General features: G+C 73.4%; 11 protein-coding genes. All 11 read right to left on the bottom strand.

Annotated elements, in window-relative coordinates; genetic code table 11:
- Nucleotides 1-33 precede the first annotated feature (33 nt).
- Nucleotides 34-1,056, bottom strand: a complete 1,023-nt coding sequence (locus tag CP967_RS27440) for an ADP-ribosylglycohydrolase family protein (RefSeq protein ID WP_150490533.1) — start codon at nt 1,054-1,056, stop codon at nt 34-36.
- On the bottom strand, nt 1,053-1,799 hold the full coding sequence (locus CP967_RS27435) for an NUDIX hydrolase (protein WP_150490532.1): 747 nt from the start codon (nt 1,797-1,799) through the stop codon (nt 1,053-1,055). The genes CP967_RS27440 and CP967_RS27435 overlap by 4 nt, the downstream gene beginning before the upstream one ends.
- Nucleotides 1,796-2,929 carry an AAA family ATPase gene (locus CP967_RS27430; protein WP_150490531.1) on the bottom strand — a complete coding sequence of 378 codons (1,134 nt, stop codon included), beginning with the start codon at nt 2,927-2,929 and terminating at the stop codon, nt 1,796-1,798. Before CP967_RS27430 ends, CP967_RS27435 begins: the two co-directional genes overlap by 4 nt.
- Nucleotides 2,926-3,582 (bottom strand): nicotinamide riboside transporter PnuC, encoded by a 657-nt coding sequence (pnuC, locus tag CP967_RS27425; protein WP_150490530.1) that lies wholly within the window; start codon nt 3,580-3,582, stop codon nt 2,926-2,928. The genes CP967_RS27430 and pnuC overlap by 4 nt, the downstream gene beginning before the upstream one ends.
- 139 nt (nt 3,583-3,721) lie before the next feature.
- On the bottom strand, nt 3,722-4,870 hold the full coding sequence (locus tag CP967_RS27420) for a pseudouridine synthase (protein WP_150490529.1): 1,149 nt from the start codon (nt 4,868-4,870) through the stop codon (nt 3,722-3,724).
- On the bottom strand, nt 4,870-5,520 hold the full coding sequence (gene scpB, locus CP967_RS27415) for an SMC-Scp complex subunit ScpB (RefSeq protein ID WP_150490528.1): 651 nt from the start codon (nt 5,518-5,520) through the stop codon (nt 4,870-4,872). Before scpB ends, CP967_RS27420 begins: the two co-directional genes overlap by 1 nt.
- On the bottom strand, nt 5,517-6,656 hold the full coding sequence (locus CP967_RS27410) for a segregation and condensation protein A (protein ID WP_150490527.1): 1,140 nt from the start codon (nt 6,654-6,656) through the stop codon (nt 5,517-5,519). The genes scpB and CP967_RS27410 overlap by 4 nt, the downstream gene beginning before the upstream one ends.
- 104 nt (nt 6,657-6,760) lie before the next feature.
- Nucleotides 6,761-7,327 (bottom strand): hypothetical protein, encoded by a 567-nt coding sequence (locus CP967_RS27405; protein ID WP_150492082.1) that lies wholly within the window; start codon nt 7,325-7,327, stop codon nt 6,761-6,763.
- Nucleotides 7,324-8,442, bottom strand: coding sequence for a ParA family protein (locus tag CP967_RS27400; protein ID WP_150490526.1), 1,119 nt, complete (start codon nt 8,440-8,442; stop codon nt 7,324-7,326). The genes CP967_RS27405 and CP967_RS27400 overlap by 4 nt, the downstream gene beginning before the upstream one ends.
- Before the next feature lie 382 nt (nt 8,443-8,824).
- Nucleotides 8,825-9,940 carry an alanine dehydrogenase gene (ald, locus tag CP967_RS27395; protein WP_150492081.1) on the bottom strand — a complete coding sequence of 372 codons (1,116 nt, stop codon included), beginning with the start codon at nt 9,938-9,940 and terminating at the stop codon, nt 8,825-8,827.
- 162 nt (nt 9,941-10,102) lie between these two features.
- A complete protein-coding gene (locus tag CP967_RS27390) occupies nt 10,103-12,166 on the bottom strand; it encodes a tetratricopeptide repeat protein (RefSeq protein ID WP_150490525.1) in 2,064 nt (687 codons plus the stop codon).
- Between the last annotated feature and the right edge of the window lie 214 nt (nt 12,167-12,380).

Here is a 12,380-nt window from a genome sequence, read left to right as displayed (position 1 = left end):
GCGGCCAGGGGTTCCCGTTCCGCCCCGGAAGTCTCACACGTCCCAGAGCGCCCCCAGCGACAGCAGGTCGCCGCGGTACTCGATGCGCCCGGCCCATTCCTCGGGCCAGGCGTCCGCGCCCTGGTACGCCCCGGCGAAGGCCCCCGTCAGGCAGCCCAGCGAATCGGAGTCCCCGCGGGTGCAGGCGGCCCGGCGCAGCGCGGTGACCGGTTCTCCGGGGAAGAGCAGGAAGCAGTGCAGGGCGGTGGCGAGGGCCTCCTCCGCGATCCAGCCGTCGCCGGTCCGTTCGCAGGGGTCGGTCTCGGGTGACGGGTCGCGCAGGGCGTCCTGGACGGTGGCCAGGGCGGCCAGGCACTCCTCCCAGCCACGCGTGATGTACGCCTCGGGGGTCGGGTCGCCCGCGTGGCGCCACAGGTCGCCGAGCCAGCGGTGCAGGTAGCGGCCGCTGTTCTCGTAGGCGTAGCTGCGCAACTGGCCGAGCAGGCCCATGGGTTCGGTGCCGTTGGCGAGGAGGTGCACGGCGCGGGCCGTCAGGTCGGAGGCGGCCAGGGCGGTGGGGTGGCCGTGGGTGAGGGCGGCCTGGAGCTGGGCGGCGCCGGAGCGCTGCTCCTCGCTGAGTCCGGGGACGAGCCCGACCGGGGCGACCCGCATGTTGGCCCCGCACCCCTTGGAGCCGGTCCGGCTGGCCTCCTGCCAGGGCCGGTCGCCGTCCAGCAGCCGGCAGGCTGTCATACAGGTGTGGCCGGGGGCGCGGTTGTTGTCCGGGGAGTGGTACCAGTCGACGAACTCCTCACGCAGCGGGCGGAGCAGCCTCGGGCCGGTGAGGAGGCCCCGGTCCATGGCGGTGCGGAGGCCGCGGGCGACGGCGAGGGTCATCTGGGTGTCGTCGGTGACGTACGCGGGCTTCGGGAGGCGCATCTGCCGCCACGGGCCGCACTTGGCGAGGATGGACGGCACGCTGTTGAACTCGGTGGGGAAGCCGAGCGCGTCGCCGAGGGCGAGCCCGGTCAGCGCACCGGTGGCGGCCCGTTTGGTGAGGGTCCTTGCCTCGGTCATGGTGTCGTCCGTCCTTCCGGGCGTCCTTCCGGGCGCAGGAGTGGTGGGTGCAGGGCGGTGGCGGCACCGGCCCGGTAGAGGGCGGCGGGTTTGCCCCGGCCGCCGGTGCGGCGCGGCGGGCCCTCCACGGCCTGGACGAATCCGGGGGTGGCGAGGACCTTGCGCCGGAAGTTGGGGCGGTCGAGTTCGACGCCCCAGACGGTCTCGTACACCCGCTGGAGCTCGCCGAGGGTGAACTCGGGCGGGCAGAAGGCGGTGGCCAGGCAGGTGTACTCCAGCCTGGCCCCCACCCGGCCGTACGCGTCGGTGAGGATGCGGTCGTGGTCGAAGGCGAGCGGACCGGTGCCGCCCGTCTCCCACCACCGGGCGTGTGCGGCGTCCCCGCCGCCCTTCGGTTCGGGGAGGTCCGGCACGAGGGCGGCGTACGCGACGGAGACGACCCGCATCCTGGGGTCGCGGTCCGGGTCGCTGTAGGTGCGCAGCTGTTCGAGGTGGAAGGCGCGCACGGACCGCTGGGTGAGTCCGGTCTCCTCGGCGAGTTCGCGGCGGGCCGCCTCCTCGGCGGACTCCCGGGGCAGCACGAAGCCTCCGGGCAGTGCCCAGCGGCCCTTGTACGGCGCTTCGCCGCGTTCCACGAGCAGGACGTGGAGCCGTCCGGCGCGGACCGTGAAGACGGCGAGGTCGACGGTCACGGCGAACGGGGTGTAGGCGTGCGGGTCGTACCCCTCGGGTGCGGTGCTCATCGCCGTTCCGGGAGGGGGGGCCCGCAGGGTTCCGCGGGCCGCTGCCCGGGGAAACGCTTCTCCGGGAGGGGCGGGGCGAAGTCCCAGCCGTCGGCGAGGAGCCGGTCCACGGCGGCGGTCGCGGCGGCCATCCGCACGGGGTGCGGCCCGGTCAGTTCGGTGAACGCCCGTCCGGTGCGGGTGAGTTCGGCGCGGAAGCGGTCCGTCATCCAGGGCCGCAGTTCTTCGCCGTCCCGCAGGCCGTCGTCCTCGAAGGGGACGCCTTCGTGGTCGGTGAGGAGCCACAGGTGGTGGGGGACGCGGTCGGCGATCTCCTCGACCAGGGGGTTGCGTCCGCCGATGTAGCGCTCGTGCCAGACGGTGGTGGCGAAGGAGTCCGTGTCGCAGAAGAGCACCGGGGAGCCGATGCGTGCGGCGGCCTCCTCCCGGGCGTTCTGCGTCCTCGCGATACGGGGGAAGTCGTCGGTGGTGAAGGTGACGTCCTCCCACCGCGCGCCGGGCCGCCTCTCGCGCAGCCGTGCCAGTTTCCCTTCGCTGAACTCCCGTCCGTACTCGGGGACGTCCCGGGTACGCGCCCAGACACCGCCGCGCCGGCGGTAGTGCTCGGCGAGTGCCCGCGCGAGGGTGGTGGTCCCGGTGGATTCGGCGCCCAGCACGACGACCCGGCGGGTGAGGGCGGCGCGGACGGGCGGCTCCAGGAAGTCCCAGCAGCCGGCCGGGTCGGCGCGGACGGCGGTGCCGGAGACGGGGAAGACGGTGCGGGCGGGGTCGACGAGGACGGACTCGGCGCCGAAGCGGCGTGCCAGTTCGCCGCCGTATGCCTCGGAGGTGAACACCGCGTCGACGCGTCCGGGGACGGCCGCGGTGAAGACGGCCATGTGGGCGTCCCAGACCGCCGGGTCGGTGACGTCCATCGGAATGTCGTCGACGGTGCCCACCACCCGTACGTCCGGGTGCACTTCGCGCATCCAGGCGACCCGGTCGGCGAGCGGGACCGATTCGACGGAGGCGGCGCAGACGAGGACGGTGAGCCGTTCGCAGCGGTCCCGGGCGGTGCGGACGAGGTGGTGGTGGCCGGCGTGCGGCGGGTAGAACTTGCCGAGGACCAGTCCGTGCCGGTGGCGCTTCACGCCGTCGCCTCCAGGGTGCGGCGCGGCCCGGCGGTGTCCAGGTCGCGGGTCCAGTTGCGCAGTCCGATCAGGCAGAGCGTGAGGAATCCGGCGTACAGCAGGGAGGTGAGGTAGAGCTCCTTGTACGCGTAGAGCGGGATGTAGACCACGTCGGCGGCGATCCACAGCCACCAGGACTCGACGCGCTTGCGGCACTGGCCGTACGTCGCCGTCAGGGACAGCGCGGTCGTCAGGGCGTCCCAGAACGGCACGGTCGAGTCGGTGGCCCGTGAGAGCAGCAGGGTCAGGCCGAGGGTCCCCACCACCCCCGCCGCGGACAGCCAGGCCCATTCGGCGCGGGTCGTTCTGCGCACCGGCAGGACGGACGCACCCGGTCCACCCCCGTGGGTCCAGGTCCACCAGCCGTACGCGGCGAGGGTGATGAAGACGATCTGCAGGCCGGCGTCGGCGTACAGGCCGGCCTGGGCGAACAGCAGGACGAAGAACAGGTTGTTGGCGATGCCGACCGGCCAGTTGGCGAGGTGCTGGCGGGCCACCAGCCAGACGCACAGCGCCCCGCTGCCGAAGCCGAGCACCTCGGTCCAGCTCACCGGGGTGTCCAGCACGGTCACCAGGGGCTGCTGCAGGGGACCGAGGATGTCCGCGAGTGCCACACCGCCGCCTCTCTTTAATAGTCACCCTGACTATAAAGAAGAAGCGGGGACGGCGGAAGGCCCGCGGCCGGTCCCTTTTCCGGCGGGTGCTCGCCGGTGGAGGGGAACCGGCCGCGGGCCTCCGCGGCGGGCGGGACGGCTACAGGCCGACCTCGCGCATCAGCATGCCGACCTCGGTGTTGGTCAGCCGGCGCAGCCAGCCGGACTTCTGGTCGCCCAGCGGGATCGGGCCGAAGGACGTGCGGACGAGGCGCTCGACCGGGAAACCGGCCTCGGCCAGCATCCGGCGGACGATGTGCTTGCGGCCCTCGTGCAGGGTGACCTCGACCAGGTAGTTCTTCCCGGTGTTCTCGACGACCCGGAAGTGGTCGGCGCGGGCGTAGCCGTCCTCCAGCTGGATGCCGTCCTTGAGCCGCTTGCCGAGGTCGCGCGGGAGCGGGCCCTGGATGGCGGCCAGGTAGGTCTTCTTCACGCCGTACTTCGGGTGCGTCAGACGGTGGGCCAGCTCGCCGTGGTTGGTGAGCAGGATGATGCCCTCGGTCTCGGTGTCGAGACGGCCGACGTGGAAGAGCCGCGTCTCCCGGTTGGTGACGTAGTCGCCGAGGCTCTGGCGGCCGTCGGGGTCCTCCATGGTGGAGACCACACCGGCGGGCTTGTTCAGCGCGAAGAAGAGGTACGACTGGGTGGCCACGGTCAGGCCGTCGACCTTGATCTCGTCCTTCTGCGGATCCACCCGCATGCCCTGCTCCAGGACGATCTCGCCGTTCACCTCGACCCTGGCCTGCTCGATCAGCTCCTCGCACGCCCGGCGCGAGCCCATGCCGGCCCGGGCGAGGATCTTCTGCAGCCGCTCGCCCTCCTGCTCGGCGCCGGGGTGGGTCTTCGGCGTCCGGATCTCGGGCCTGTCCGCGTACCGGTCGCGGTTACGCTGCTCGATCTTGGCGTCGAGCTCGCGCGGCCGGGCCGGGGCGCCCTGGCGCCTGCCGGACTTGCCGGGGGCGTTCTGCGCGGAGCGCGGGGCGCCCTTGGCACCGCCGCGCGCCGCGGCGCCGCGTCCCTTGCGGGGGGCGCCGCCCTGCTCCTCGAAGCCCACGTCGTAACGGCGCTCCTCGGGGCGCGGCTTGCGGGGGCGCTGGCCCTGCCGGTCGTCACGCCCGCCGGAGCCGCCGGCACCGCCCGAGCCCTTCGGCCGGAAGGAGCCGCCGGAGCCGCCCGAGCCGCCCCGGGGATTCCGGTTGCCGCCGCTCTTGCCGCCGCCGCTTCCGCTGTTCCTGCCACTGCTTCGCATCAAAATTCCGTCTTGTCGTCTGCGTGAGTTTCCGGGGTGTCCGGTGCGTCCGGATCGAACGACGGCACACCCTCTGGCGTCTCAGCCTCGATCGCGTCCGCCTCCGGGAGGAAGGGCGCGAGTTCCGGGAGCTCGTCCAGGCCACGCAGGCCCATGCGCTCCAGAAAGTAGTTCGTCGTCCTGTACAGGATCGCACCTGTTTCGGGTTCCGCGCCCGCCTCCTCGACCAGGCCCCTCTGGAGCAGGGTCCGCATCACGCCGTCGCAGTTCACCCCGCGCACCGCGGAGACCCTCGACCGGCTCACCGGCTGCCGGTACGCGACCACCGCGAGCGTCTCCAGCGCGGCCTGGGTGAGCCGGGCGTGCCGGCCGTCCAGGACGTATGCCTCGACCGCGTCCGCGTAGGCGGGGCGGGTGTAGAAACGCCAGCCGCCGGCGACGAGCCGCAGGTCGAAGCCGCGGCGCTGGAGCGTGTACTCGTCGGCCAGTTCCCGCAGGGCGTCCGCGACGGCCCCGCGGGGCCGCTGGAGGATCCTCGCGAGGTGTTCCTCGGTGGCGGGCTCGTCGACGACCATGAGGACCGCTTCCAGCGCGGGCCTGAGGCCGAGCCCGGCGACCCCGGCGGCCCGCCCGTCCTCGTCCGTACTCATTCCTGTCCGTCCTCCTGTGGCTCGCGCGCCTCCTGGTCGAACTCGTCGGTCACGACGGGTTCGGTGTCCTGTCCGCCCGCCCAGCGCACGACGAGCTCGCCGAGCGCCTCCTCCTGGTCGAGGGCGACGGCCTTCTCCCGGTAGAGCTCCAGGAGCGCCAGGAAGCGGGCGACGACCGTGAGGGTGTCCGGGGCGTCCTCGGTGAGCGTCCGGAAGGTGGCCTCGCCCTCCGCCCGCAGCCGCGCCACCACGACCCCGGCCTGTTCACGGACGCTCACCAGCGGGGCGTGGATGTGGTCGACGTGGACCTGCGGCTCGGGTCTCGGCTGCATGGCCTTCACCGCGAGCCGGGCGAAGCCCTCCGGGCCGATGCTGATGACCACCTCGGGCAGCAGCTCGGCGTGGTGCGGCTCCAGGCCGACGGTGCGCGGGTGGCGGCGGGACTCGGACTCCAGCCGGTCCTGGAAAATCTCGGCGATCCTCTTGTACGCGCGGTACTGGAGCAGCCGGGCGAAGAGCAGGTCCCGCGCCTCCAGCAGGGCGAGGTCCGCCTCGTCCTCGACCTCGGCGGCGGGCAGCAGCCGGGCGGCCTTCAGGTCGAGGAGGGTGGCGGCGACCACGAGGAACTCGGTGGTCTGGTCCAGGTCGCCGTCGGGGCCCATGGCGCGGAGATGGGCCATGAACTCGTCGGTGACCTCGGAGAGGGCGACCTCGGTGACGTCCAGCTTGCGTTTGGAGATCAGCTGGAGCAGCAGGTCGAAGGGTCCTTCGAAGTTGACCAGCCGCACTGTGAACCGCCGGTCGCCGGCGGCTGCCGGTCCGTCCTCCTCCGGGGTGTCCGGGAGGTCCGCGTCCCCACGGGCCCCCTCGGCGCCCCCGGGCCGCCGCCGGAGGGCCGGGGCGGCCCCGGGCGCCTTCGGGGGCCCTGGGGCGGGCTCCGGCGTCCGTGGGGGCCGCACAGCGGTGCCGGCGGAGGCCGGTCCGTCCGCCTCCGCGGGGGCTCCCGGGGCCGGGGTCTCCATGGGGGTTCCCGGGGCCGCGGGGAGCGCCGGTTGCGGGACCCGGGCCGCTCTCGTCCCCGGCCCGCGGCCGAGGGTGCGGCGGGTCGGGCGGGGCGGGTCGTCGGCAGTCGGCATGTGCTGGGGTCCAGGGGTGCGGCGTCGGTCCGGGCGGGCGGCCCGGCCGGCGGAGCCGCCCGTCCGGCGGCCCGCTCCCCCGCAGGCTACCGGCGGCGCACCGCTCAGCGGCCGCGCAGCCTGCGTACGAGGATGCTCGCGTCGCCCCGGGACTCCAGGTCGGCGAGGACCACGGCGACCGCCTCGCGGACGATACGCCCGCGGTCGACGGCCAGGCCGTGCTCACCGCGCAGGACGAGCCGCGCGTGTTCGAGGTCCATCAGCTCCTCGGCCGACACGTAGACGGTGATCTTCTCGTCGTGGCGTTCCCGGCCGCTCGGCCGGCGGTTGGCCCCCCGTCCGCCGCCGCGTCCGCGCTGCGGCTGGACGGCCGGTACCGGCTCCTGCGGGGGAGCGCTGCGGGGCTGCGGCGGGGCGGGGTCGGCGCGCCGGTGGGCGGCGCCCTCCGATTCCGCGGCGGAGTGCTCCTCCCGGGCGGCCGGGGCGGGGCCGCCGGCGCCCGGCGCCGCTCCCTGGCCGGCCCCGTCCGCGGCCGGGGAGTCCTTCGTCCCGGCGGGCGCGGGCATCTGCGCCTCGCCGTTGGCCTTGCGCCGCCGCTCGGCGGGGGTGGAGGCCTGGAGGCCCATGCCCCCGGTCGTACGGAACAGCTCGTCGGCACCGGGCAGACTCACTCGGCGTGACACCGGGCGAGCACCTCCCTGGCGAGCTGGCGATAGGCGGCGGCACCGACCGAGTTGGACGCGTAGGTGGTGATGGGTTCACCGGCCACGGTGGTCTCGGGGAAGCGGACCGTCCGGCCGATGACCGTGTGGTAGACGTGGTTGTCGAAGGCCTCGACGACACGCGCCAGCACCTCACGGCTGTGCACGGTGCGGGAGTCGTACATCGTGGCGAGGATCCCGTCGAGCTCCAGCTCGGGGTTGAGCCGCTCCTGGACCTTCTCGATCGTCTCGGTGAGCAGAGCCACGCCCCGCAGGGCGAAGAACTCGCACTCCAGCGGGACTATCACCTTGTGAGCCGCCGTCAGGGCGTTCACGGTGAGCAGGCCGAGCGAGGGCTGGCAGTCGATCACGATGTAGTCGTAGTCGGCCAGCAGCGGCTTCAGGGCGCGCTGGAGCGTCGACTCGCGGGCCACCTCGCTCACCAGCTGCACCTCGGCGGCGGAGAGGTCGATGTTGCTCGGCAGCAGGTCCATGTTGGGCACGGCCGTCTTCAGCAGCACCTCGTCCGCGGACATGCCCCGCTCCATGAGCAGGTTGTAGACCGTCAGGTCGAGTTCCATCGGGTTGACCCCGAGGCCGACCGACAGGGCACCCTGCGGGTCGAAGTCGACGAGCAGCACACGCCGTCCGTACTCCGCGAGCGCGGCACCCAGGTTGATGGTCGACGTGGTCTTGCCGACGCCGCCCTTCTGGTTGCACATCGCGATGATCTTCGCGGGGCCGTGCTCGGTCAGCGGACCGGGGATCGGGAAGTACGGCAGGGGGCGGCCGGTCGGTCCGATCCGCTCGCGGCGCTGGCGGGCGGCGTCGGGCGCGAGGGTGGCCGCGTACTCGGGATCGGGCTCGTACTCGGCGTCGGGGTCGTAGAAGTGCCCCTCGGGCACCTCGGCGAAGTCGGCGAAGTGGGCGGTGTCTCGGCCACTCTCGTTGCCGGCCATGGCGTTCACGTGTAGGCCGTCCATCATCTGGGGGGCTGTCGTCATGTGCGTGTGGGTGGCGAAGGTGCGGACCGCGACGGAGCCGACAGCTTCGAGCCCGCTCGGGCTCAGACCCCGTACAGGCATCCCCGGTTGACCACCCCCGGGAGTAATTGTCGACTCATTCACAAGTCGTCTTACCTCCTTGGATGTGACCAGGAAACTTATCGATAGGTCAGCGTGGCACCATGCCGACGATTGGCGACTCTATGGCGTGTCACCGGTTCGCAGCAACACAATCCGCCGGACCCGGCCCGATGTGTCGGCAATCGAACACCCTCCTGTCAAGAGTGCACGGCGCCCGCCGGGCACTTTTCCCGGGGGTGCAAAAAGGGTAGAGGGTCACCTCTCCGACGAGTCGGCGGGGCCGCTTCCGGGCACGGGTACGCGTCCGGCCGGACCCTGCCCCGCAAGGTCCGGCCGGACGCGTCAGGTTGACCCGGTGCGTTGACCCGGGACGTCGGCCCGCTCAGCCCAGGAGCGTGGCCGGCTCGACGTGGTCGAGGCCGTGCGCCTCGGCCACCTCGCGGTAAACCACCTGCCCGTCATGGGTGTTGAGACCCTTGGCCAGCGCCGCGTCCCGGCGGAGCGCGTCCCGCCAGCCACGATCCGCGAGCTCCAGGATGTAGGGCAGCGTGGCGTTGGTCAGGGCGTACGTCGAGGTGTTGGGGACGGCTCCCGGCATGTTGGCGACGCAGTAGAAGACCGAGCCGTGGACCGTGAAGGTCGGGTCGGCGTGAGTGGTCGGGTGCGAGTCCTCGAAGCAGCCGCCCTGGTCGATCGCGATGTCGACAAGAACACTTCCCGGCTTCATCCTGGCCACCAGTTCGTTGCTGACCAGCTTCGGGGCCTTCGCGCCGGGGATGAGCACGGCGCCCACGACGAGGTCCGCCTCGACGACGGCCTTCTCCAGCTCCAGGGCGTTGGAGACGACGGTCCGCACCTTGGTGCCGAAGATCCGGTCGGCCTCGCGGAGCTTGTTGATGTCCTTGTCGAGCAGGGTGACGTGGAAGCCGAGACCGACGGCGATCTGGGTGGCGTTCCAGCCGGAGACACCGCCGCCGATGACGACCGCGCGGGCCGCCCCGGTGCCGGGGACGCCGCCGGGCAGCACCCCGCGCCCGCCGACCGAGCGCATCAGGTGGTAGGCGCCCACCTGCGGGGCGAGCCGTCCGGCGACCTCGGACATCGGGGCGAGCAGCGGCAGCGCGCGGTTGGCGCTCTCGACGGTCTCGTAGGCGATGGCGGTGGTGCCCGACGCCAGCAGGGCGTCCGTGCAGGCGCGGGACGCGGCGAGGTGCAGGTAGGTGAAGAGGGTCTGGCCCTTGCGGAGGCGGTGGTACTCCTCGGCGACCGGCTCCTTGACCTTGAGCAGCAGGTCGGCGGCGGCCCAGACCTCGTCGGCGGTGGGCAGGATCCGCGCGCCCGCCGCGAGGTACTCCTCGTCGGGGATGGAGGAGCCCTCGCCGGCGTGCTGTTCGACCAGGACCTGATGGCCGTGACGGACGAGTTCATGGACTCCGGCGGGGGTGATCGCCACCCGGAACTCGTTGTTCTTGACTTCGCGGGGGATGCCGACCTTCACGTCGATCACGGTCCTTGGCTCGAAGGTAGCTCGGACATGACGGGAGTTACCCGCATGAACCAAGCATAAAGGGATACACCGCAGGGGTACGCGGCTGCACCATCATTAATGAAGGAGTTCTCCCTGTCCAGCCTTACAAAGCATTAAACTTCTGACGAGACACTACAGATTTCGCAGGTCGCCTCTGTCCGGGGCCTGGCTTCCCAGCAGGCGGTCGGCCGCCGCCCGGTGCAGACCGGCGGCCGCGGGGTCGCCGAGCCGGTCCAGGGTGTCGGCCAGTCTGAGCTGGAGCGCGGCCTGCAGCCGCACGTCGTCCGTCCCCCGGGCCAGCTCGACCGCTTCGCGGCAGGTGTGCAGGGACTCCCGGGGGCGTCCCGCGTACTCCTGCACCCTGGCCGCCTCGCTGAGCGCCCTGGCCTGGGCGGCCGGGTCGCCGAGCCTGCGGTGGCAGGCTGCGGCGGCCCGCCAGTTCCGCAGGGCCTCGCCGTAGCGCCCCTGGTAGCTGTGGACGGAGCCGAGGCGCCCGTACAGCCTGGCCTCGTCGGCCCGCTCCTTCTGGGTGAGCCGCTGGGCGAGCGCCCGGCCGTACCAGTCCGAGGCCCTGCTGTAGTCGCCCAGTTCGGCGTAGGCGCCGCCGACGGACTCCATGGCACGGCCGGTGGCGTAGAGGTCCTTCGCCGCGCGTCCGGCGTCCAGGGCCGCCCGGTAGCGGGCCAGCGCCGCCTCGGTACGGCCGGTCCCGGCGTCCAGGTCGCCGAGGTTGAGCAGGGCGGCGGCCTTCTCGCGGTGCAGGCCGCGGCGCTCGGCGACGTCGAGGACCAGCCCGTGCAGCCCGTACAGCTCGGGGGCGGCGTCCTCGGTGCCCCGGTGCACGGCCAGCGCGCGGACGAGCGCGGCCACCAGCCGGCGGGCCAGGGTGTCGAGCTCCCCGTCCCGCACGGCGAGCCGGGCCGAGGCCAGCAGGGCGGGCAACCGGTTCCGCAGCCATTCGGCGGCCTCCTCCGGGCCGGTGAAGCGCAGCGAGCGGGGCAGCCCGGCCAGTCTGCGGCGGGCGGGCGAGCCCTCCGGTTCGGTGACCGCCCGGCAGGACTGGAGCTGCCGTACGGTCCGCTCCAGCATCCGGGCCCGGGCCAGCTGGATCTCGGCGGGCCTCTCCCGTTCCTCCAGCACGGCGCGCAGCAGTGGGGCGAGGACCCCGGGCACCTCGTACTGCGGGTGGGCGGCCCCGTTGGACCGCAGCAGCCCGGAGCGGGTGAAGTCCTCCAGGAGGGTCCCGGCGGAGGAGACCGAGCATCCGGCCAGCGCGGACGCGGTGTGCGCGTCGGCCAGTCCGGCGGGGGCGAGCGCCAGCAGGCGCAGTATCCGTGCGGCGGCCGGCGGCAGCGAGGCGTGGACCAGCCGGAAGGCACGGGCCGGGGGGTGCGCCCCGGCGGGCTGTCCCGCGTCCCGCGGCAGCTCACGCAGCTGCTTGGTGACGTCGGCGACGGAGGCGCCCGGCCGGGCGGCGAGCCAGCCGGCGGCGAGGATGAGCGCGGTGGGCTGCCCGAGGCATTCCTCGGTGAGCGCCTCGGCGGCCCGGGGGTCCACCGTGACCCGGACCTCGCCGACGATGCGTGTGAGCAGCTGGACGGCGGAGCCCGTGTCCAGCCCTCCCACGGTGCACGGCCGGACGCCGGGGATGCCGGTGAGCGGGCCGGTGGAGGTGGCGACGACCAGGCAGTCGGGGTTGTCCGGGAGCAGCGGGTCGACCTGTTCGGCGTCCACGGCGTCGTCCAGCAGGATCAGGGCGCGGCGCCCGGAGAGCGCCCCGCGGACGCTCTCGGAGAGCTCGTCCCCGCCGGCGCCGGGCGGCGCGGTGACGCCGAGCTGCTCCAGGAACCCGCGGGCGGTGCGCTCGGCGGGGATACGCTCGCCGCCGGGTTCCATGAGCGGGACGCGGAAGACCCCGTCGGGGTAGTCACCGGATGCGGTGAGCCTGCGGGCGAGTTCGGCGGCCAGGGCGGAGCGTCCGGTTCCCGGCCGTCCGGCGATCAGCAGTACCCGGGCGCGGGCCGCCTTGCGGCCGGCCAGGGTGTCCAGGCCGGCCCGCGCGATGTCGGCCTGAAGAGCTTTCAACTCCCTTTCCCGCCCGTAGAAGTGAGGCGGCGTGAGATCTGACGGCACCTCAGCCGCCGCTTTCCTGGCCGCATCCGCCGGGCTGCTGGTGTCCACCGCCTGATCGGTCACGGGCCACGCTCCACTTCACTCCACGCGGTTACCCGCCGGAGCCCCGGCCGGGCCCTTCGAGCCTAAGGGCTGCCCCGGCCTTCCCCGTGGATCGGCGCACGGCGCCGGGGAGGGTGAGGCGGCCCTCCGGGGGCTCCCCCGGCCTTCCCCGCGGGCCGGCGCACGGCGCCGGGGGCGGTGGTCCGGGAGGCGCGGGACCGGCCGGCGCGGGCTT

Origin of the sequence: Streptomyces nitrosporeus (assembly GCF_008704555.1) — a bacterium.
Taxonomy (GTDB): Bacteria; Actinomycetota; Actinomycetes; order Streptomycetales; family Streptomycetaceae; genus Streptomyces; species Streptomyces nitrosporeus.
The sequence above is the reverse complement of the archived record's forward strand: the minus strand, read 5'-3'. Positions and strand labels throughout refer to the sequence as shown.